This window comes from uncultured Henriciella sp. (assembly GCF_964005855.1).
Classification (GTDB): Bacteria; Pseudomonadota; Alphaproteobacteria; order Caulobacterales; family Hyphomonadaceae; genus Henriciella.
Genome location: NZ_CAXFSW010000002.1, coordinates 295,367 through 316,043, shown reverse-complemented (window position 1 = coordinate 316,043; position 20,677 = coordinate 295,367). Strand labels below are relative to the sequence as shown.

The 20,677-nt window shown below is 63.3% G+C and carries 24 protein-coding genes and 1 tRNA gene; 17 read left to right on the top strand and 8 right to left on the bottom strand.

Translation table 11 applies throughout. The annotated features are described in order from the left end of the window. Nucleotides 1-44: 44 nt before the first annotated feature. Nucleotides 45-1,268 (top strand): FAD-dependent oxidoreductase, encoded by a 1,224-nt coding sequence (locus ABNU55_RS04695; RefSeq protein ID WP_290754504.1) that lies wholly within the window; start codon nucleotides 45-47, stop codon nucleotides 1,266-1,268. Here ABNU55_RS04695 and ABNU55_RS04690 read toward each other — a convergent pair. From ABNU55_RS04690 to ABNU55_RS04670, 5 genes are all read right to left on the bottom strand, one after another. Then, complete coding sequence (locus ABNU55_RS04690) at nucleotides 1,265-1,576, bottom strand: gamma-butyrobetaine hydroxylase-like domain-containing protein (RefSeq protein WP_290754503.1); 312 nt, start codon at nucleotides 1,574-1,576, stop codon at nucleotides 1,265-1,267. The two genes, ABNU55_RS04695 and ABNU55_RS04690, sit on opposite strands and share 4 nt — an antisense overlap. Continuing rightward, complete coding sequence (locus ABNU55_RS04685) at nucleotides 1,576-1,794, bottom strand: Trm112 family protein (RefSeq protein ID WP_290754502.1); 219 nt, start codon at nucleotides 1,792-1,794, stop codon at nucleotides 1,576-1,578. The genes ABNU55_RS04690 and ABNU55_RS04685 overlap by 1 nt, the downstream gene beginning before the upstream one ends. Further along, entirely contained in the window at nucleotides 1,791-2,441 is a 651-nt protein-coding gene (locus ABNU55_RS04680) for an LON peptidase substrate-binding domain-containing protein (protein WP_290754501.1), read from the bottom strand. Before ABNU55_RS04680 ends, ABNU55_RS04685 begins: the two co-directional genes overlap by 4 nt. 65 nt (nucleotides 2,442-2,506) lie before the next feature. After that, nucleotides 2,507-3,415 (bottom strand): thioredoxin, encoded by a 909-nt coding sequence (gene trxA / locus ABNU55_RS04675; RefSeq protein WP_290754500.1) that lies wholly within the window; start codon nucleotides 3,413-3,415, stop codon nucleotides 2,507-2,509. Between the two features lie 78 nt (nucleotides 3,416-3,493). Continuing rightward, nucleotides 3,494-4,003 (bottom strand): prolyl-tRNA synthetase associated domain-containing protein, encoded by a 510-nt coding sequence (locus ABNU55_RS04670; protein ID WP_290754499.1) that lies wholly within the window; start codon nucleotides 4,001-4,003, stop codon nucleotides 3,494-3,496. A gap of 52 nt (nucleotides 4,004-4,055) precedes the next feature. Between ABNU55_RS04670 and ABNU55_RS04665 the strand changes: the two genes are divergently transcribed. The 3 genes from ABNU55_RS04665 to ABNU55_RS04655 all read left to right on the top strand — a co-directional run bounded on the left by ABNU55_RS04665 (nucleotide 4,056) and on the right by ABNU55_RS04655 (nucleotide 7,462). Beyond that, a complete protein-coding gene (locus ABNU55_RS04665; RefSeq protein WP_290754498.1) occupies nucleotides 4,056-4,790 on the top strand; it encodes a DUF6065 family protein in 735 nt (244 codons plus the stop codon). A 123-nt stretch (nucleotides 4,791-4,913) separates the two neighbouring features. Next, nucleotides 4,914-4,988 (top strand) — tRNA-Gly (locus ABNU55_RS04660). Between the two features lie 191 nt (nucleotides 4,989-5,179). After that, nucleotides 5,180-7,462 carry a TonB-dependent receptor gene (locus tag ABNU55_RS04655; protein WP_290754497.1) on the top strand — a complete coding sequence of 761 codons (2,283 nt, stop codon included), beginning with the start codon at nucleotides 5,180-5,182 and terminating at the stop codon, nucleotides 7,460-7,462. 9 nt (nucleotides 7,463-7,471) lie between these two features. Here the strand turns inward: ABNU55_RS04655 and ABNU55_RS04650 are convergent, their stop codons facing one another. Continuing rightward, entirely contained in the window at nucleotides 7,472-7,885 is a 414-nt protein-coding gene (locus ABNU55_RS04650) for a DUF2147 domain-containing protein (protein WP_290754496.1), read from the bottom strand. Nucleotides 7,886-8,004: 119 nt separating this feature from the next. Here ABNU55_RS04650 and ABNU55_RS04645 point away from each other — a divergent pair, with 119 nt between their 5' ends. The 6 genes from ABNU55_RS04645 (at nucleotide 8,005) to ruvB (ending at nucleotide 13,168) form a co-directional block, all read left to right on the top strand. Beyond that, complete coding sequence (locus ABNU55_RS04645) at nucleotides 8,005-9,345, top strand: anthranilate synthase component I family protein (RefSeq protein WP_290754495.1); 1,341 nt, start codon at nucleotides 8,005-8,007, stop codon at nucleotides 9,343-9,345. 8 nt (nucleotides 9,346-9,353) lie between these two features. Continuing rightward, complete coding sequence (locus ABNU55_RS04640; RefSeq protein WP_348764245.1) at nucleotides 9,354-10,151, top strand: aminotransferase class IV; 798 nt, start codon at nucleotides 9,354-9,356, stop codon at nucleotides 10,149-10,151. 49 nt (nucleotides 10,152-10,200) lie between these two features. Next, the gene (locus ABNU55_RS04635; protein WP_290754643.1) at nucleotides 10,201-10,911 is read left to right on the top strand and encodes a metallophosphoesterase family protein; all 711 of its coding nucleotides are present in this window, start codon (nucleotides 10,201-10,203) and stop codon (nucleotides 10,909-10,911) included. 93 nt (nucleotides 10,912-11,004) lie between these two features. Beyond that, a complete protein-coding gene (ruvC, locus tag ABNU55_RS04630; protein WP_290754642.1) occupies nucleotides 11,005-11,517 on the top strand; it encodes a crossover junction endodeoxyribonuclease RuvC in 513 nt (170 codons plus the stop codon). Beyond that, on the top strand, nucleotides 11,514-12,140 hold the full coding sequence (ruvA, locus tag ABNU55_RS04625; protein ID WP_290754640.1) for a Holliday junction branch migration protein RuvA: 627 nt from the start codon (nucleotides 11,514-11,516) through the stop codon (nucleotides 12,138-12,140). The genes ruvC and ruvA overlap by 4 nt, the downstream gene beginning before the upstream one ends. Further along, on the top strand, nucleotides 12,137-13,168 hold the full coding sequence (ruvB, locus tag ABNU55_RS04620) for a Holliday junction branch migration DNA helicase RuvB (RefSeq protein ID WP_290754638.1): 1,032 nt from the start codon (nucleotides 12,137-12,139) through the stop codon (nucleotides 13,166-13,168). The genes ruvA and ruvB overlap by 4 nt, the downstream gene beginning before the upstream one ends. Nucleotides 13,169-13,181: 13 nt before the next feature. Here the strand turns inward: ruvB and ABNU55_RS04615 are convergent, their stop codons facing one another. Together ABNU55_RS04615 and ABNU55_RS04610 are read right to left on the bottom strand one after the other, a co-directional pair. Then, complete coding sequence (locus tag ABNU55_RS04615) at nucleotides 13,182-13,565, bottom strand: hypothetical protein (RefSeq protein ID WP_290754637.1); 384 nt, start codon at nucleotides 13,563-13,565, stop codon at nucleotides 13,182-13,184. A gap of 63 nt (nucleotides 13,566-13,628) precedes the next feature. Next, nucleotides 13,629-13,859, bottom strand: coding sequence for a BolA family protein (locus ABNU55_RS04610; RefSeq protein ID WP_290754635.1), 231 nt, complete (start codon nucleotides 13,857-13,859; stop codon nucleotides 13,629-13,631). A 74-nt stretch (nucleotides 13,860-13,933) separates the two neighbouring features. Between ABNU55_RS04610 and ABNU55_RS04605 the strand changes: the two genes are divergently transcribed. The 7 genes from ABNU55_RS04605 to leuD all read left to right on the top strand — a co-directional run bounded on the left by ABNU55_RS04605 (nucleotide 13,934) and on the right by leuD (nucleotide 20,668). After that, the gene (locus tag ABNU55_RS04605) at nucleotides 13,934-14,554 is read left to right on the top strand and encodes a molecular chaperone DnaJ (RefSeq protein WP_290754633.1); all 621 of its coding nucleotides are present in this window, start codon (nucleotides 13,934-13,936) and stop codon (nucleotides 14,552-14,554) included. Nucleotides 14,555-14,588: 34 nt separating this feature from the next. After that, nucleotides 14,589-15,317, top strand: coding sequence for a tRNA (guanosine(37)-N1)-methyltransferase TrmD (trmD, locus tag ABNU55_RS04600; RefSeq protein WP_290754632.1), 729 nt, complete (start codon nucleotides 14,589-14,591; stop codon nucleotides 15,315-15,317). After that, on the top strand, nucleotides 15,304-15,861 hold the full coding sequence (gene rplS, locus ABNU55_RS04595; RefSeq protein ID WP_348764244.1) for a 50S ribosomal protein L19: 558 nt from the start codon (nucleotides 15,304-15,306) through the stop codon (nucleotides 15,859-15,861). The genes trmD and rplS overlap by 14 nt, the downstream gene beginning before the upstream one ends. 345 nt (nucleotides 15,862-16,206) lie before the next feature. Then, nucleotides 16,207-17,607: a hypothetical protein gene (locus ABNU55_RS04590; protein ID WP_348764243.1), complete on the top strand. Its 1,401-nt coding sequence runs from the start codon at nucleotides 16,207-16,209 to the stop codon at nucleotides 17,605-17,607. A 163-nt stretch (nucleotides 17,608-17,770) separates the two neighbouring features. After that, nucleotides 17,771-19,168, top strand: a complete 1,398-nt coding sequence (gene leuC / locus ABNU55_RS04585; protein ID WP_290754630.1) for a 3-isopropylmalate dehydratase large subunit — start codon at nucleotides 17,771-17,773, stop codon at nucleotides 19,166-19,168. A gap of 17 nt (nucleotides 19,169-19,185) precedes the next feature. Beyond that, complete coding sequence (locus ABNU55_RS04580) at nucleotides 19,186-20,025, top strand: VOC family protein (RefSeq protein ID WP_290754629.1); 840 nt, start codon at nucleotides 19,186-19,188, stop codon at nucleotides 20,023-20,025. 10 nt (nucleotides 20,026-20,035) lie between these two features. Then, nucleotides 20,036-20,668, top strand: coding sequence for a 3-isopropylmalate dehydratase small subunit (gene leuD / locus ABNU55_RS04575; protein WP_290754627.1), 633 nt, complete (start codon nucleotides 20,036-20,038; stop codon nucleotides 20,666-20,668). Nucleotides 20,669-20,677: the final 9 nt, after the last annotated feature.

Sequence of the window (20,677 nt, the reverse complement as noted above, 5' to 3'; positions counted from 1 at the left end):
CATAGCTCTGGACCGGAGGCCCGCGCCTGCTTACCTTGCGGGACATGGCGAACATCGACACGGAAATCGCAATTATCGGCGCCGGCCCGGCTGGCAGCTCCCTGGCGCTGGCGCTGGCGCAAGCCGGCTTTAAGGTTGCGCTGGTCGACGCCCGCGACCCGGCCGCAACCCCGCCTACCGACACGCGGAATTACGCAATCGTGACAGGCAGTTGGCGCCTTCTCACAGCGATTGGCGCGGCGCAGCGAATTGAGGGTGAAACCCAGCCACTGCATGGGCTGGAAGCGGTCGATGGCGGCACGCACTGGTTCGGCGCACCCTCCATCCTGTTTGGCGATGAAGACCTCGTTCATCGCGGTGAGGACGAAACCCTCGGCCAGATGGTGCAGGCGCCGATCCTTCAGGACGCGCTAGACAAGGCCATTGCCGACGAGCCGCGCATCACCCTGCTCGCGCCTGCCCTGTTCAAGAACTGCAAGCCCGCCCCCGGCTCTATCGATGTGGAGCTTGAGGATGGCCGCACACTCAGTGCCCGTCTTCTAATCGGCGCCGATGGCATGAAGTCGCCAGTCCGCCATGCCGCCGGCATTGAGGTTCAGGGCCGCGACTATGGGAAATCGGTCTTTGCCGCCAATGTGACCCTGTCTCGTCCGCATGACGGCATCGCCCGCCAGCTTTTTACGCCCGAAGGTCCGTTTGCGACACTTCCCCTGCCCGGCAACCGGGCAAATCTCGCCTGGTACATGAAGCGCGGCGCGCCTGAAGCGCTGGCCAGACTGCCCAAGGAAGAGGTTGAGGCCGAGCTTAATCACCGCTTTGCCCATTTTGCGGGCACCATGACGATAGACGGTCCGATGGGCAGCTATCCGCTGATCCTCCAGATCGCCGAACACCTGGTGGGCGAGCGGATCGCAATTGTCGGCGATGCGGCACGCCGGCTCAATCCGCTGGCCGGGCAGGGCCTCAATCAGGGCTTTCGCGATATCGCCGCCCTGCACCAGGCCATTGTGGAGACAGACAGGGCCGGGCTCGATATTGGCGGCGCGCAGGCGCTTGGCGCCTATGAGTCCTCGCGCCGCTTTGGCGCCAGCACCGCCGCGCTCGGCATGGATGCGATTGACCGTCTTTTCTCGAATGACAACACGTTCGCCAAGCCGCTGCGGGGCCTTAGCCTGCTGGCCGCGAACACAATTGCGCCGGTGCGACACAAGCTGGCCAGCCTTGCCAGCGCATCTTCGCCGGACCTGCCGCCCCTGATGCAGCCCTAGGCGGGCCCGCCTTCGGCAAGCTCGCGAAGATAGGCCCAGGTATAAAGACCGCTGGAATGGCCGTCGCTGAAATGGATGCGCACAGCATAGCGGCCGACCGGGTCTGCAGCTGTCACGGAGATATCGCCCGGCACAGGCGGCTGGGGCGGGCGCGGGCCGGCGCCATGGCCGCGGACTTCGGCGGAAGGGCTCTCTTCGCGCAGGCGCTTGTACCCAATATCGCCGCGAAACCCGTCCTCAAAGACAAGGCTGAGCACACCGGCGCCCTTGCGAAAGCGGAGTTCCTGCGGCCACGGCATGACACTCATCACGGCGCCTCATCGTCCAGCGGGCGCGCTTCGCTTTCCAGCATGATCGGCAGCCCGTCACGGATCGGATAGGCAAGCTGCGCACGTCTGGAGACAAGCTCCTGGCGGGCGCGGTCATAGGTCAGCGGCGTGCGCGTGACCGGGCAGATCAGGCGCTCGAGCAGACGCGGATCGGTCTGACGCGTGGCCGGTTCGGTGTGGTTTGTGTCTTCACTCATTGCAGGGTCGAGGAATCGTCGCCGCCCGCATCCATGTCAAGCAGCGTGATGAGCGCCCGGCATCTTGCCGCAACGGTCTCTGCTTCCAGAAGGGCCTGTTTCTCCATCGCGGCAAAGGGACACCCGGCCGCCAGCGCATGGACCAGCGTCTCGATGGGCGCTGTTTCCACCGCGTCCCAGTCGACGTCCATCGCATGGGTCGCCACGTATTTGCGCAGGGCTTTTGCCAGCTCGTCCCGGTCCGGAAGATTCGACAGGTCCGGCTCCTGCAGGTCGGCTGCGAAGGGCGCCCAGTCCGCCGCCACCTGCCTGTAGGGCGTCTGGATATCCAGCTCCTGACGCACATTGAAACGGCAGATTCCCGTCAGGCTGATCAGGTATCGCCCGTCATCGGTTTCCGAATAACTGGTCAGCCGCCCCGCGCACCCCACGCCGGCAAGCTGCGGATTGCGCCTGTCCTTGGTGGCCGGCTGGACCATACCGATCAGCCGCGAACCGGACATCGCATCATCGATCATGTTGAGGTAGCGCGGCTCGAATATGTTGAGCGGCAGCGACCAGCGCGGAAAGAGCAACGCGCCCGTGAGCGGGAAGACGGGGATCGTTTCGGGAAGATCTTCAATCTTCCTGTAGCCGTGCCTTGTCATAACGGGTCAGCACCTCTTGCCTTTGAAGGAAAGGACATGGCGCGCCTGCCAGTGAAGTCGAGGCCTCAGGCAAACATGAGAGAGGAGAGCCGGCGGCGTCCTTCAATAGTGGCGGGGTCTTTAGGCCCTGCAGCTTCGAACAGTTCCAGCAGCTTGGCCTTCGCCTTGCCCTCTTCCCAGTTGAGGTCGTCGGACAGGATTCTCAGAAGGTGATCGGCCGCTTCCTTGTTCTTGCCGCGCGCCATCAGCGCCTCGGCAAGCTCGAAGCGAAGGGCATGATTGGACCGGTCATTGGTGACCTTCTCCATAAGCTCATCGAGCTCGCTGTCCTTCGGCGCATCGGCCATCAGCTCGATGGCGGTGCGCACACTCTTGATCGCCGGGTCCATCTGACGGTCAGGCCCCGCCATGTCGAGGATCTGCGCGGCGCGGTCCGGATCGTCATTGGCCAGATAGCAGCGCGCAAGGCCCGCAATCGCGGCGATATTCTTCTGGTCGCGTTCGATGATCGCGCTGTAGATCTGCGCCGCCTGCCCGGCATCGCCGGACTGGAGCAGCTTGTCGGCATGCTCGATGGCTTCCTGGATCTGCTGGCCTTCATCGGTGCCGCCCAGCAGCTTCTCGACAAACTGTTTCAGCTGGCCTTCCGGCAGCGCGCCCTGGAAGGCATCGACCGGGCGGCCATTTTCAAAGGCGAAGACCGCCGGAATGGAGCGCACACCCAGCTGGCCGGCCACGCCCGGATTCTCGTCAATATTCACCTTGACGAGCTTCACCTTGCCCTGCTGCTCATTGACGACTTTCTCAAGCACGGGGGTGAGGGATTTACACGGCCCGCACCACGGCGCCCAGAAATCGACGAGCACCGGGGCCTCTTTCGAGGCCTCGATCACATCCGCCATAAAGCTCTGGTCGGTTGCGTCCTTGATATTGCCACCGGCGCCACCGGCCGGTCCGATCGTGATATTTTCCATATCGCTTGCGCCTTTCGGAATTTTCTGAGCGGAAACTTGGGCCCTCACCGGCCAAAAAACAACAGGGGCAGGCCGGTCCTAGGCGTCAGGCAGCAGCGCGGCAAAATCGACCACGGTGAGGTCATGGCCGGTCGCCTCGACAAACCGCCTGAAATCGCTGTTGGAAATGGCCGTCGTGCCTGTGTTCACCAGCGGGTGGAAGTTCAGCGTGTCATACGCCATCAGCGCGGCATCGGCGATAAAGCGCACCTTGCCCGCCTTGTCATTCATCAGCGCGAAGGCGGTGACCGATCCCGGCGTCACACCCAGAAGCTCTTCCATCAGCTCCCCGCTCGCAAAGGAGAGCCTGCGCGTACCGATCAGCTTGTGCAACTGGTTGAGCTTCAGCTCGCTGTCAGCATGCGCCGAGACAAGGACGATCACGCCATCCTTGTCCTTCATGAAGAGGTTCTTCGTGTGCCCGCCCGGCATCGTCTCCTTCAGCTCGCGGCCTTCTTCCACGGTGAAAGTGGCTTCATGCCAGCGTGTATCATGGGCGAGGCCGAGCTGGTCGAGATAGGCGAAGAGATCGTCAGGGCTTGCAGGCATGGCGGTGTTTCAGGCAATCAGGGCGCACACGTCAAGTAAGGGAGCCCGCCCGATGGAGCTCGAATGCTACAAGATCTACAATGTCGCCCCTGAAATCGTGCCGGGCCGCTCCCAGCGCGAATGGATGGATGCCTTTCCCGACCGCCATCCATATCGCTGCCTGCCGCTGACCATGGCCAACTCCACGGGCTGGGAAATCCTCTGCCCGATGGACATCAAGATCATCTGGGATGGCGGCGAGCATGACTATTCGCTGAAACTGTTCACGACAGGCAATCCGGCGGCCATCCCCTCCTTTGCCGACAGTCACTTCCGGCGCGGCATCGTCACCTTCCACACCGGCCACCTCTTCCGCACCCCGCCCGGCTGGGGCCTCTGGGCGTCCGGCCCGCCGAACTATTTCAAGGATGGGATCGCCCCGCTGACTGGCCTGGTTGAGACCGACTGGCTGCCTTTTCCCTTCACCATGAACTGGCAGATGACCCGGCCCGGCGAAGTGACCTTCAAGAAGGGCGAACCCTTCTGCTTCATCATGCCGTTCGAACATGGCAAGACCGAAGAGATCCAGCCGGAACGCAAGCTGCTGGCCTCCAATCCGGAGCTACAGAACGACTATCATGCCTGGCACCAGAGCCGGGGCAGCTTCCTCGAAAAGCTGAACGCCCTCGATTCCGACACGGTGAAGGCCGGCTGGCAGCGCCACTATATGCGCGGCGAGAAAGTCACCGGCGACAAGGCCGACGCCCACAAGACCAAACGCCGCCTCAAACCCCCGAAGGACGTCTAGAGCAGGGCGGCTGGCGCTGTGTGCAGTAAAGTCCTGCGAATCCCCCTTGCAAGGACTTCTGATTTGCGCTTAAAGCCCGTCTCTCGCTGATCGGCCTCGCGCAGGTCAGTTACCCTATCGGATGCGGGCGTAGCTCAGGGGTAGAGCACAACCTTGCCAAGGTTGGGGTCGTGAGTTCGAATCTCATCGCCCGCTCCAATTTTCTCTACGATTATCAAGCGTTTCCACGCCCGTCCCGGGCATCGCTTTTGTGGGTCACAGCAACCTTAGCAGCGCTAATCGCCGCCATCAGTTGACCCTCCTATTGCCCGCTGTATGGCCCATGGCGCAGCGGGCGGCGCAAGACCGTCCCTCCCCCCAAGCGTATCTTTCAGAGGGCCAGTCTTTCCATGAGTATCACTTCCCTGCGCCGCGCCTGCCTCGCATCCGCCAGCCTTGCCTGTCTGGCTCAGCCGGCCCTGGCGCAGACCGGCGCAAGCGATGAAGACGCCGTCCGCAAACTGGAAACCGTCGCCGTCACCGCGACACGGCGCGAGGAATCCACGCTCGACATCCCTGCCAGCGTCACTGTGCTCGCGGGCGACATCGCCGAAGAGGCTTCGACGCTCGACGGGGCCGAAGGTGTCACGCAATATCTCACCGGCGTCGAAGCCGCCGTCGCCAACGGGTCGCAGGTCGCCTTCCAGATCCGCGGCATTGGCGCCGTGGACCATCAGGCGCTGACGCCCACAGCCGCCGCCATCTATTCTGACGGCGTCTTCCTGTCGACCAACGTCCAGACCAGCCTCTTCCTCTATGACCTTGCCCGCGCCGAAGTCCTAAAAGGCCCGCAGGGCACGCTTTACGGCCGCAACGCCTCTTCCGGCGCGATCAACTTCATCAGCACGCGGCCCAGCCCGGATCAGGACGGATATCTCCGCGCCTCCTACGGCAATTTTAACCGGGTCGATCTTTCCGGCGCGGGCGGCGCAGCCCTCACCGACCGCCTGTCTTACCGGATCGCGGGCCGCTATCTCTCGCAGGAGCCGGCGCTCGACAATGTTCAGACCGATCCCGCTATTCCACGTGGCCCGGAAGATGCTGGCGGTGTGCGCGACGAATTCGGCCTTCGCGCTCAGCTTCTCTACGAAACGCCCGGCGGCTCCTCGCTCCTGCTGCGCGGCCACTATGAAGAAGACAATGGCATCAACACCACGCCCCGCAATGACAGCCTCAGCGTCGGCGACCACGAAATATCGTCCGAAGGCGATGGCCTGAAGGACACCGATAATGAGTTCTACGGCCTCGCCCTTGAAGGCCAGACCGATCTCGGCCCATGGACACTCTATTCCCTTTCGGCCCTCGAAGGCTATGGTCAGGATTACGGCTTCGATTTCGATGGCACACCGGCCCCGTCCGGCAACCCGAACCTCAATGCCAATCTGAGCTATGACCGCTCTTTCCTGCAGCTTAGCCAGGAAGTGCGCGCGAGCCGCGATTTCGAGCGCGCGCGTGTCCTGTTCGGCGCCCATCTTGCCTATGAGGATTTCGCCCAGGACTATCTCATCTGGTGCGGTGAGCTCGACCCGCAGACGCTTGCCGGCACCTGCCCCTATGTCGGCACGGCCGGCCGCGTCGGTCCGAACCCGGTCTCACCACTTACAGCCGTCACTCTCCTGACCCATATCGGACAAGAGCGGACAACTGCTGCCCTCTTCACCTATAACGACTTTGACCTGTCGGACCGCCTCACCCTGACGCTTGGCGCGCGCTACACCTTTGAAGATATTGAAGGCAATGGCTACGGCCAGCACATCTTCACCGATGGCACGCGCGGCCTGAACAACCGCGATGGCCTCGGTGGCGCGGTCGGCCAGAATGAGATCGAGGAAGACAAGCTCACCGGCAATGCCGCGCTGCGCTATGCGCTTTCTGCAGACACGTCGATCTACGCCTCGGTCGCCAATGGCTACAAAAGCGGCGGCTTCAATGGCGAGGTCCAGAACAATGCCACCAGCTGGCAGGATGAGGGCCTGTTCGGCGCCGAAACCGTGACCTCCTATGAAGCTGGCTTCAAGACGGCGCGCGGCAATCTCGCCTTCAACGCCGCCGCCTTCTATCAGGACTATGATGCCCCGCAGGCCCGCATCTTCGTCGCCTTCGACCTGCCAGACGGCAGCCAGATCACGTCCAACTCGCTCTCAAATCTTGATGAAGCGGTCTCCTATGGCGTGGAAGCCGACACAAGCTGGTCGCCGCTTCAGGGCCTCGACCTCACCGCCAGCCTCACCTGGCTCGAAACCGAGATCGAGCAGACGAGCAACACCGCAGGAAACGCCGCCCTCTTCGACGGCAACCCGCTCCCCTTTGCGCCTGAGCTTTCGGCCACGCTTGGCATCCGCCAGGAATGGCAGATCGGTGAGACCCGCCGCGCCGCCATTCAGGCGAACGCAAAGGCCAAGGGCGACTATTATCTCGACGCCGAAGGCCTCGAGGCGCGCAAGCAGGACGGTTACGCCACCGTCGACGCGAGCGCCACGCTCTATCTCGACGCGCGCGGGCTGGAACTCAGCCTCTGGGGCCGCAACCTGACAGACGAAGACGTCGCCATCTCCGGCTATGGATTCATCGGCTACAACACCTTCCGCTCTGATCCGCGCCAGTATGGCGTGGCGGCAAAGATGAGCTTCTAGGCTCCAGCCTCACTCGATCCGCGTCCACTCCCGCGTCTTGCAGAAAGGCGCGACCACGCAGCCTTTCAGCTTCAGCGTGTCGGGCCCTTCCAGCGTGATCGTGCCGGAATAGGTCTTGCCATCTGCCGGATTGTAGAGCTTGCCGCCGGTCCATTTCTCCGGGCCGCCGGAAAAGCCCGACAGCATGGTCAGCCCTTTCAGAGGCCGGTCACGCAGGGCCGGATCGTTATTCTCGGCGTCCTTTGCGTCGGCATTCGCCTTGATGGCGTTTGATGTCACAAGCGTGCCGCAGATGTCGGGGCCGCAGGGCGCGATCTCGACCTCGGCGCCATTGGTGCCCGTCTCCCAGAGGCCGGTGACGTCCTGCGCCAGGGCCGGCAGGCCAGCAACGGCAAAAGCGATGCAAACAAAGGCTGTCTTCATATATGGTTCTCCGAAGGGCCACACCGCGCCATCTTATACCCACAAGGCCGCATTCGCTAGAAAATGACGACGACGCCCAGACCTCAGCCCCTCATCGCACGCACACGAGGCACGGTGGCGTGCTGACCCGCACCCCCATCGCCTGGCGTGATCCTGTCGCGGCCTTTGCGCCGCTGAAGGACCAGCCCTTTGCGTTGCTGCTGCATGGAGCCGGCGGGCGGTGGAGCTATATCTGTGCGCAGCCGATGCGCACGCTTCTAATTGAGGCGGCGGAGGACGCCCGCGATCTGGAGGCCGCACGCCGGACGCTGTCCAGCCTGCCGTTTGAGCGCCCGCCCGGCGCCCCGCCTTTCTGTGGCGGCTGGGCGGGGCTTCTGTCCTATGAGTATGGACGCGCCCTGCTGCCAAAGCTCGGCAGAGGGGCAGAGCGGGGTCCATGGCCGGATATTGCGCTTGGTCTTTATCACGAACTCATCGCATTCGATCATGAGACGCAGGCCGCTGAGCACTTACACTGGGACTGGCCAGGCGCCCCGGCGCCACTCTTGCTCCAGCTTGCGGCTGGGCCCCTACCGCCCCAAGACGCAACCGGCCCGCTCAGCACGCCGGCGGTAAACTGCATCCAGAAGCAGGACTATGAAAGCCGCGTCGCCCGCACCGTGAGCTACGTCCATGCGGGAGACTGTTTTCAGGCCAATATCTCGCAGCGTTCGAATTTTACCCTGCTGGACGGCAAACACCCCTATATGCTGGCCGCGCGGCTCTTTGCGGCCAGCAAGGCGCCCTTCTCTGCCTGTTTCCGTCTGCCCGGCCTCGCCCTCGTCTCCAATTCGCCCGAACGCTTTCTCCAGATCCGGCGTGAGCCAGATGGCCGCCTCAAAGCGCGGACCCAGCCGATCAAGGGCACACGCCCGCGCGGAAAGACGCCGCAGGAAGACGAGGCCCTCGCCGCGGAGCTCACATCCTCTCCCAAGGACCTCGCCGAAAATCTCATGATCGTTGACCTGATGCGCAATGATCTTTCGCGTGTCTGCGTGCCGGGCAGCGTGAAGGTGCCAGAGCTGCAGGCGCTGCATTCCTATGCGAATGTCCATCACCTCGTCTCGACCATAGAGGCAGAACTTCAGCCCGGCCGTGACGCGTTCGACGTGATCGCTGCCGCTTTTCCGGGAGGGTCCGTCACCGGCGCGCCCAAGATCCGCGCCATGCAGATCATTGAAGAGATGGAGGATGAGGCGCGCGGACCCTATTGCGGCTCGCTCATATGGATGGCCCCGGACGGCGCGATGGACTCCTCCATCCTGATCCGCACGATTGCTCTGGAAGAGCGCGCGGAGGGTGGCTGGGCCGGTCATTTCCGCTCAGGCGGCGGCATCGTTGCAGATTCAGACCCGCAAGCCGAATATGCCGAGACACTGGACAAGGCCCGCGCCATCCGGGCCGCGCTTGAGGGGGAGTAGCACCGCATATGGACATTGCCTTTCTCGCCACTGACCGCCTTGAAACGCCCGCCGTCTCGGTCCGCGACCGGTCCTTCCTGCTCGGGGATGGCTGTTTCGAGACCTTGTTCGTGCGCGCAGGGAAGGCAGAGGGGATCAGCGAACACCTTGGGCTCCTGCGGCAATCGGCCAACACGCTCGGCATTACCGGCTTTCCCAAAGACGCCGCCCTGCGCGCCGCCATGGAAGAAGCGGCCAGCTCGGCCAGCGGCGACGCCTCCATCCGGATCACGCTCAGCCGCGGGGCCGGCGGGCGCGGCGCCGATGCGGGCGACAGCGCGCCCCTGACTGTCATTAGCCTCTCCCCGCTTTCCCACTCGCGCCCCTTCCCGCCGCTTACCGCTATCACCTCCACCATCCTTCGGAATGAGACCTCACCCATCAGCCGGATCAAGGCGACCAACTACGCAGACAATCTCGCGGCCCGCCGTGAAGCTGTCGCAGCCGGCGCTGGCGAAGCCCTCATGCTGAACACCAGAGGCAGGCCCGCCTGTTTCGCGATGGGGAATCTCTTTCTTCGCGGCCCGGACGGGCGCTGGCTCACACCGCCACCAGAGGAAGGCGTGCGCCCCGGCTATATGCGTGCCAAGGTGATCGCGAAGCTGCAGGCAGACGGTCACGCCATCGAGCAAGCAGCGATCTCCCTCGACCAGCTGAGGGCCAAGGGTGCCTGTCTTTTCGCCACCAACAGTCTCTGGGGCCTCCGCCCGGTCGCGCAGCTCGACTCCCACCCATATGAAATTGATATGGTGCCATTCGGCGGTTGAATTCGTTGATCCTGTGAGACCCAAGGCAAGAACGAAGGAAACCCCCGGAATGTCACACCAGCCCGTCACCTATGCGATCGGCGACATTCATGGCGAGCGCACACGGCTTGAAGACCTTCATGCAAAAATCTTCGACCATCACCGCGAGACGTTCCCGCAGAGGGAGCTGAAGCTCGTTCATCTCGGCGACTATATCGACCGGGGCCCCGATAGCGCAGGCGTCATCGCCCTCCTGATGGAGCTCGAAGAACGCACCGATATCGAGGTCGTCAATCTGCGCGGCAATCATGAGCAGATGATGCTGGACGCCTATGGCGAAGAGGCCAGAGATTTCAGGATGCACTGGCTGACCAATGGCGGCGATGCCACGTTGGAAAGCTATATCCGGCGCGGGGATGAAGACCCGCCCCCCTCACATCTTCGCTGGGTCCGCGACCTGCCAACGCTCCATCTCGACAATGATCGCAAGATCGCCTTCGTCCATGCTGGCGTCGATCCGAAAACCTTTCCGCATTCGGGCGAGCAGATTCACATGTGGACCCGGTCGAACCGGTTTTTCGACCCTGGCCGCTGGGATGTGGGGGAGCTCAAGGGCTGGCAGGTGGTCCACGGCCACACGCCGACCAAGGATTCCCGCCCCCTGGTGGCAGGCAGTCCGCCGCGCCGCTTCAACCTCGACACAGGCGCGGTCTATGGCGGCCTTCTCACAGCCGGCATTTTTGCGCCGGAGGCCGAGACGGTGGATTTTATCTACAGCTGAGCGCGAGGCGAACACGCCTCGCCTCTTGCCGGGGCGGAACAAATCAGGAAAACAGAAGGGGCCTGTTAACCGAAGCGGTGGTTTCACACCCCCATGACCCAACCTATCCGCATCCTCGGCATCGACCCAGGCCTCCGCCAGACCGGCTGGGGCGTGATCGAACAGACAGGCTCGCGCCTTTCCCATATCGCGCATGGCGTCATCCGGATCGACCCGGCGCTTTCGCTGGCCGCCCGGCTTGGCGGCATCTTTGAGGCCATCGGGCTGCTCGCCGCCGAGTACAGGCCGCAGATCGGCGGCGTCGAAGAAACCCTGGTCAACGCCAATCCCCGCTCGGCGCTGAAGCTGGGTCAGGCGCGCGGGGTCGCCATGGCCGCCCTGCACGGCGCCGGTCTCGATGTCTTCGAATTCTCCCCGCGCACCATCAAGCTCGCCGTTGTCGGAACAGGCGCGGCCGACAAGACGCAGGTCGGCTTCATGGTCGCCCGCCTCCTTCCCAAGGCGGGCAAGCTGCCCTCCGATGCCGCCGATGCACTTGCCTGCGCCATCTGCACCGCCCATCACGCCCGCCTGCCCGGCCAACTCAGTGCACGGGGCGCGGCATGATTATCGGACGCCTCAGAGGAGAGATCGCAACCGTCGGCGCCGACAGCGTCATGATCGACGTGAACGGCGTCGGCTATGTCGCGCTTGCAGGCTCGCGTCTCCTCGCGCGTCTTTCACCCGGCGAAAAGGCTGAGTTGCATATCGAGACCCGGGTGACCGACAGCTCCATCACCCTGTTCGCATTTGAAAGCGACGAAGCGCGCGCCTGGTTCGTGCGCCTTCAGGATGTGCCGGGCGTCGCTGGCAAGTCCGCCATGGCGATCATGGATGTTGTTTCCCCGTCCGAGCTGATGGATGCCCTCGCCATGGGCGATGCCGCCACCGTCTCGCGCGCCAAGGGTGTGGGCAAGAAACTCGCCGAGCGCATCATCGGGGAGCTTTCCGGCAAGCCCCCGCCGATGGGCCGCTTCGGCGCCTTCGCCCCGCATACATCCACAAAGGAAACGCAGACCTCTGGCGGCGAACTTGCCGGCTCGCGCAGCGAAGCGGTTTCGGCACTCGTCAATCTCGGCTACGCGCAGGCCGACGCCTCAAAGGCCATCCTCGCTGCGTCCAGAAATAATCCTGAGGCCGACACCTCCGCCCTCATCCGCGCCGGCCTGAAGGAGCTTTCGCCCTCATGAGCCGGGATGGCAGCCTCACCGATCCTGAACGCCAGTCCGGCGAAGCGCTGGACCGCGCCCTGCGGCCGCAGAGCTTTGAGGACTATGTCGGCCAGGACGCGATCAAGTCGAACCTCAAAATCTATGTCGACGCGGCCAAGGCGCGCGGCGAGGCGCTGGACCATGTTCTCCTCTTCGGCCCGCCCGGTCTCGGCAAGACGACGCTGGCGCAGATTATCTCAAAGGAGCTGGGTGTGGGGTTCAGATCCACCTCAGGCCCCGTCATCGCCAAGGCCGGCGATCTTGCGGCTATCCTGACCAATCTCGAAGAAAACGACGTCCTCTTCATTGATGAGATTCACCGCCTGCCGCCCGCTGTCGAGGAAATCCTCTACCCCGCCATGGAGGATTATGCCCTAGACATCGTGATCGGCGAAGGCCCGTCGGCCCGCTCTGTCCGCCTGGACCTTGCCCCCTTCACCCTTGTCGGCGCGACGACGCGCGCAGGCCTCCTCGCCAATCCGCTGCGGGACCGGTTCGGCATCCCGATGCGGCTCGACTTCTATGGTCCGGACCAGCTCGCCCATATCCTGATGGCGGCAGGCCGGCGCCTTTCCTGCGATCTTACCCGGGATGGCGCGCTCGAAATCGCCGGCCGTGCCCGCGGCACGCCGCGTATCGCCATCCGCCTGCTTCGCCGCGTGCGCGACTTTGCTGAAGCGGAGGGCGCCGCCATCGACAAGGCAGCCGCCGCCCGCGCCCTCTCCCGGCTGGAGATTGATGAAGACGGGCTCGATGCGCTGGACCGGCGCTATCTCACCGCCCTTGTGCGCACCTATGCGGGCGGCCCGGTCGGCGCCGACACGCTGGCCGCCGCCCTGTCGGAAGCGCGCGATGCGGTTGAGGACATGATTGAACCCTTCCTCATGCAGAAAGGCTATGTCGCGCGCACGCCGCGCGGGCGCGTCGCCGCGCCGCTTGCCTATGAACGTCTCGGTCTCGCCGCACCCGAAGCAGGCCCGCAGCCCGGCCTGTTCAGCGACGACTGACACGCCGCTCCGCTCAGGCGGGCAGCAGCCACATCAGCTCCATGGAATGAAGCCTGACAAGCGCTTCGTGTGAGCGTCTTGCCGCGCGCTTGGCGACAGACCCCGCCAGCCAGCGGGCAAGCCCGCCAAGAATCAGGCTGAGCGCCATGGCCGGGATAAAGACCCACCATCCGATAAAGAAGCTGCCCATCACCGCCATCATCACGAAGACCACCGACAGGGCGTCGGCAAGCCGTATGAGGGCGGGAGAGGTCCGGCTGAACGGCAGAAGAAGGTCTGGATTGCGGTGCAGGCTTTCGGCATCGATCGCCCAGATCGGGCCGCCGCGCTGGGCCAGCCTCGCAATCCGTGTCGGCGCCCCGCCCTTATGCGGATTTGGTGCAATCGCGAGCAGCATGTCTTCCCCCCACCACCTTCTGTACAGGTCAGGGACGGTCCTGCAAAATCAGGGCCGTAAGGCTCAGGCTGCGCGTGCCTTGATCGACAGTGCATGAAGCCCGCGCTCGAACTCCGGCGCCAGCGCCTGATTCACCGCACGCTGCATTTCCACCCGGCTTTTTCCGGCAAATGCAGTTGAGACGATCTCGACATTATAATGTGTCTCACCTTCCGGACTTGCGCCCGCATGCCCGGCATGACGGGCACTATCGTCGGTCACATTCAGCACGGAAGGTGAAAAAAGCTGCGTCAATCTTGCCCGAATCCGCTCTGTTCTGTTTGTCAATTCTGGCCTCTTTAAACTCTTCACTCTATGTTGTCGCGCTCATGGCAGATGCATTCTCATACCGCGTCAAGTTCACCGACATAAGGGTGAAGCCTCCGAAGGAGGAGAAGGAGCGCCAGAAAGCCGTCGAGACACGTGAGTGTCATCGCGAGGGCTGCGATCTGGCAGGTGACCATCCAGCGCCGAAGCCAAGAGGGCTCGAGGGCGTCTACTGGTTCTGCCAGAAACATGCGGGCGAATATAATCGCAATTACGACTTCTTCGCCGGCATGTCGGACGCAGAGCTTTCCGCCTTCAATGAAATGGCCCGCCACGGCTTCCAGAAAACCTGGAAGTTCGGCACCGGGCCGATGGGCAAGGGCAAGGCCGCTGCCGCACACGATCCACGCCGCTGGCGGGGCAAGGAATTCTTCGAACAGAATGCCGAAGCCCGCGCCGAACGCCGCAAGGAACAGCAGTCCGAAGGCGTGACCGCACAGGCGCTCGCAGAGCTCGATCTGGAAGCCGGCGCCACGGCAGGCGAGATCCGGGTGCGCTACAGCGAATATATCCGCAAGTTCCACCCCGACTCCAATGGCGGGGACCGGTCGACCGAACATATGCTTGCCCGCGTCCTTCGCGCCGGCAAGACGCTCAAGGCCGCCGGCATGATGAAGGGCTAGGCCGCACCGGCCAGCCCGATATACCAGAAGCGCCATGGCTTTCGACGTTTCCGTCATCACCCTCTTTCCGGAGGCCTTTCCCGGGCTTCTCGACGTGTCCATCCTCGGCCGCGCGCGCCAGCAGGGTATCTGGTCGCTGGAGACAGCCGATCTCAGACAGTTCGGCCTTGGCAGGCACCGGCAGGTCGATGACAAACCAGCCGGCGGCGGCGCGGGCCTCGTCATCCGGCCCGATGTCGCCTCGGCCGCCATAGACAGCGTCGAGCGCGCGGGCCGCCCCGTCCTCTATCTCAGTCCACGCGGCGAACCCTTCTCGCAGGCCATGGCGCAGGAATTTTCCGCCGGACCGGGTCTCATCTGTTTCTGCGGACGCTTTGAGGGCCTCGATGAACGCGTCATCGCGCAGCGGGGCATGCGTGAGGTGTCGCTCGGCGATTTCGTCCTGGCCGGAGGGGAGGCCGCCGCCCAGGCTGTTATAGAAGCCACCGTCCGGCTGCTGCCAGGGGTGGCCGGTAATGAAACCTCAATCGAGGATGAGAGTTTCTCCGCCGGATTGCTGGAATACCCGCAGTACACCTTGCCCCGGATCTGGGAAAATCAGGCAACGCCAGACGTGCTTCTATCCGGGGACCACGAAAAGATTGCCCAATGGCGGCTCAACCGCAGTAAACTGTTGACAGAAGGGCGTCGTCCCGATTTATGGGCCGCTTACCTCAACGGGCATAGAATACGAGCGTCGGAGACGGACGATGAACATGATTGAGCAGCTCGAAGCTGAAGAAGTGGCACGCGTCACTTCAGGCAAGGAAATCCCGGACTTTTCTCCAGGCGATACCGTGTCTGTAAACGTCCGGATCCGCGAAGGCGACCGTGAGCGCGTCCAGCGTTTCGAAGGCGTCTGCATTGCGCGGGCCGGCAAGGGCGTGAATGAGAACTTCACCGTCCGCAAGATTTCTTTCGGCGAAGGTGTCGAGCGGGTCTTCCCGGTCGTCTCCCCGATGATCGAAAGCATTGAAGTCAAGCGCAAGGGCCGCGTGCGCCGCGCCAAGCTTTATTATCTGCGCAACCTGCGCGGCAAGTCCGCCCGTATCGCAGAGCGTACCTCCGGCCACGGCATGGAAACGACGGAAGTCACCGTCTCCAAGACCGAGCGCCGCCGCCAGCGCGTCGAGCAGAAAGCTGCCCGCCGCGAACAGGCCGCCAAGGACCGGGCCGCTGCCGAAGAGGCAAAGCGCAAGGCCGCTGAGGCCGAAGCTGCTGCTGCCGAGAACGAAGCAGCCGCCGAAGACGGCGCCAGCGAAGAATAGAAATTCGCGAAAACTTACATTTTTAAGACCCCGCAACGAAAGTTGCGGGGTTTTTGTGTTTTCCGGGCAACACTTTCTTTCGATTGCCCCCTTTTAGCACGGCACACAGCTTGCACAGCATCCCTTCGGGCAAGCCCCGGAAGCTGCAGATTCCCCCAGTGGGACAGGCAAATTCAAGGACTTGCTCGCGTGCGAAGGGAATCTGGTTGGTTTCAAGATTACCGTTTCGTATACGAAATAAGCAAAGCCGTTATTAACGGCGTATTTACCTTTGTCCCGGGGGCGTTCGGGCGAAATTTAGAGATCCTTTTAATTGGCCGGTGGGGTCAGGATTGGGGAAGTGGAATGAAACTTAGCAAGAAACTGATGGTGGGTGTCGTTGCCTTGGCTACACTCCCCCTCGCCGCCCACGCCGATGGTGAAAAGGGTACCTGGGACAATGAAGCGGTCGGGGAGCGTTACTCTTCCAGCGGTTCTGCAACCGATGAGCGCGTCCTGACCGATGCGCAGGTCCGCGAGATTATCCAGCAGAGCGGCACCTCCGGCGGCGCCGATGTGCGCTATCTCGGGGGCGACCAGCAGGCCATCGACAGCGTCCTTTGCTGTGAGAATGTCGAGGAACGCGTCACGGAGAATGTCGAGGTCGAGGAAACGACGACCTATTTCGACGCCGTCACCCGCCGCGAGGTCGTCCAGCCGGTTGAGCGTACACTCATCCAGCCGATTGAGCGCCGCATCATCAATCCGCGCGTTGAGGAAGTGACCGAAGACACCGTCTATGAAGAAGAATACCTTCCGGTCCGCGTTGAGCAGGACGACGTGCCTGCGGTCCAGGAGAATGTGACCACCGATGTGCGCGAGGAATATGTCGAAGAGGGCACCGAGACCTATTACGACGTTGTGACCCGCCGCGAGATCACACAGCCGATTGAGCGCACCACGATTGTTCCGGTCCAGCGCCGGATCACGCGTCCGCGCACCGAGACGGTGACCGCCGACACCCGTTATGAAACGGTCCGCGCGCCCGTCCGCGTTGAGCAGGACCAAGTTCCGCAGGTCATCGAGAACGTCGTTGAGGACGTGACCGAGAACACCCGTCAGGAAGTCACCGAGACCTATGTCGATGCCGTGACCCGCCGCGACGTGTATCAGCCTGTCGTGCGCACCATGGTCCAGCCGGTCGAGCGCCGCATCCTTCGCGGCACGACCGAGACGGTCACCGCGCCGACGCGCTATGAAGAAGAGCGTCTGCCGGTTCGTGTCGAGACCGAAGCGGCCCCGCAGATCACCGAACAGGTCATCCCGCAGGTTACTGAACGCACCGTCCTCGAAGTTGAAGACGTCTATGTCGACCAGGTCACCCGTAATGTTGTCCAGCCGGTCGTCGTGACCACGATCCAGCCGGTCGAGCGCCGCGTCCTGCGTCCGCAGACCGAGACCATCGTCCGCGACACGATCTATGAGGAAGAGTATCTTCCGGGCCGGGTTGACGCTGAGCCCATTCCGGAGACCCAGGTGAATTACATCCCGCAGGTCACTGAGGAATACCGTGAAGAGTACACCGAATCCTATTTTGAGGCGGTGACCCAGCGCAATGTGATCCAGCCGGTCGAGCGCAAGATCATCCAGCCGGTAGAGTATCGCCGTGTCCGCCCGCAGGTCGAGCAGGTTGTTGCCCCGACCCGTTATGAGACACAGCGCGCCTCGCTGGTGGTCCTCAATGTCGGTCCGGGCTGCCCTTGCTAGGCCAGCCTGACGCGTAGAGTACCGATCAGGGCCGGCTCGATGAGCTGGCCCTTTTCTTTTCCCGCCCATTTCCCGGCGGCACCTTGGCGCCGCAGCCCTCACAGACTTGTCACAGACCGCTTTGCATGGTCTTTTCGCGCCCGCAGCAGGAGGCCTCAAACCGATGTCCGGCAAGACGCTTTATGACAAGATCTGGGACGCCCATCTGGTTCACACAGACCCGGCGAGCGGCGACGCCCTCATCTATATCGATCTTCACCTCATCCATGAGGTGACGACCCCGCAGGCCTTTTCCGGCCTCAAGGCGAATGCGCGCCGCGTACGCCGGCCAGAGCTCACCCTCGCCGTGGCCGACCACAATACCCCGACCGAGAACCAGGCCGCCGGGCTTGAAGGCGTGCGCGACGAAGCAGCCCGCAACCAGCTTGCCGCCCTCACCCGCAATGTCGCCGAGCATGGCATTGAATTCTTCCCCATGGGCGATGTGCGCAACGGCATTGTCCACGTCGTGGGCCCCGAACAGGGCCGCACCCAGCCTGGCATGACCATTGTCTGCGGCGACAGCCATACCTCCACCCATGGCGCTTTCGGCGCCCTCGCCCATGGCATCGGCACGTCCGAAGTCGAGCACGTCCTTGCCACCCAGACACTGCGCACCCAGAAGTCGCGCAATATGGCGATTGAGGTCAGCGGGCAGCTGCGCGAGGGCGTTACCGCCAAGGATCTCGCCCTTCATCTCATCTCCGTCATCGGCACAGCCGGCGGCACGGGCCATGTCATGGAATATCGCGGCGACGCGGTCCGCGCGCTCTCCATGGAAGGGCGTATGACGCTCTGCAATCTCTCGATTGAAGGCGGCGCGCGCGCTGGCCTGATCGCGCCGGACGAGACCACGTTCGAATATATGAAAGGCCGCCCGGCCGCACCAAAGGCCGGGGCCTGGGAAGCGGCCGAAGCCCATTGGCGCACCCTCTTCTCCGACCCGGACGCGAAATGGGACCGCGTGGTCGAGATACGGGGCGAGGATGTCGAGCCGACCGTGACCTGGGGCACCAGCCCGGAGCAGGCCATTCCGCTTTCGGGCAATGTGCCTGACCCCGCCACCATTAACGATCCGGCCCACAAGGCTGCGGTTGAGCGTGCGCTCCATTATATGGATCTTGCTCCCGGCGCCCCGATTTCCGGCACGCCGGTCCAGCGCGTCTTTATCGGCTCCTGCACCAATTCGCGGATTGAGGATCTGCGCGCCGCCGCAAAAATTGCGCAAGGCGCCCAGGTCGCTGACAGTGTCCGCGCCATGGTCGTGCCGGGCTCTGGCCTTGTGCGCGCGCAGGCTGAAGCCGAAGGTCTCGACAAGGTCTTCACAGAGGCTGGCTTTGAGTGGCGCGAACCTGGCTGTTCGATGTGTCTTGGCATGAACCCGGACATCCTCGCTCCGGGTGAGCGCTGCGCCTCCACCTCCAACCGCAATTTCGAAGGCCGTCAGGGCCGCGGCGGGCGCACCCATCTGATGAGCCCCACGCTCGCCGCCCGCGCCGCGATCACCGGCGTGATCGGCTAGGTCCGGCGACCAGATCCATGATCGACGCGCTCGACCATATCGTCCTCGTCTGCCCGGACATCGAGGCGGGCATCGCAGCTTACCGGACCGTGCTCGGCCGTTCGCCGGACTGGCGCGCCCGGTCCGATGGCGCGGCCACGGCGCTTTTTCGCGTCGACAATACCGCGCTCGAATTGATGGCGCCGGACGGTGACAGCGGCGCCGCCCCCCGCCTGCGGCAGCTGACCGCAAAAGGCGCGGCGCTCACCTCCCTCGCCTATCGCACAGAGGATATCGAGGGCACGCAGCGCCTTCTGGGCCGGCGGGGTCTCACGCCAGATGAAATTCAGCCCGGCCAGAGTACAGATACCGGATCTGGGGAGATCCGGCACTGGCGGCGTTTTCGCTGCAGCGATGCGGCCATGGCAGGGATCAAGACATTCGTTCTCCAACCAGAGCATGTGCCGTCACCCGTGTCTTGCGACCAAAGTTGCGTCCACAGTCTGGACCATATCGTGATCAATACGCCAGACCCCGACCGCGCCGCCGCTATATATGGCGCGCGTCTTGGACTGGACCTCCGCCTCGACCGCACGGCCGAGCAATGGAAGACGCGGTTTCTCTTTTTCCGCCTTGGCGGGCTGACCCTGGAAATCATCAACCGCCTCGATCAGGCCAGTGGCCCTGAGTCCGACGATCGTATCTGGGGTCTGACCTGGACCGTGAAAGACATCGATGGCGCACACACCCGTCTCGCCAACGCTGGCATCGAAACCTCACCTGTCCGCGCCGGCCGGAAGCCCGGCACCCGCGTTTTCACGGTAAAAAGCGGCACACTTGGCGTGCCCACCCTGTTCATTGCCCATTCGCAGGACTAGAAGACACCTCATGAAAGCCTTCACGACCCTGACCTCGACCGCCGCCGCGCTGACCCATAAAGGCCGGCTCATGGCCAATGTCGACACCGACATGATCATCCCGAAACAGTTCCTGAAGACGACAGAACGCGAAGGCCTGTCGCGGGGTCTCTTTTTCGAACTCAAAACGAAGGCCGATGGCAGTCCGGATCCTGACTTCGTTCTGAACCAGCCTGCCCATCAGGGCGCCGGCATCCTCATCGCTGGCGACAATTTCGGCTGCGGCTCGTCTCGCGAGCATGCCCCATGGGCGCTGCTGGACCAGGGCATCACCTGCGTGATCGCGCCCTCTTTTGCCGACATCTTCCATAATAACTGCTTCAAGAACGGCATCCTGCCCATCGCGCTCCCGGCAGAGGTTTGCGAGGCGCTCGCCGAGCAGACCGGCGGCGCCAATCACCGCTTCACCGTCGATCTTGAGGCCCAGACGGTCACCACGCCGGAGGGCGCCACCATCCAGTTCAATATCGATCCGGGCCGCAAGCAGAGTCTTCTGGAAGGACTTGATGATATCGGCCAGACCCTACAGGCTGGCGAAACCATTGATGCCTTCGAAGCGCGCCGCGCCCACGAGACGCCGTGGCTGCAGAGACGGGCGAGTTGAGCGAGATTG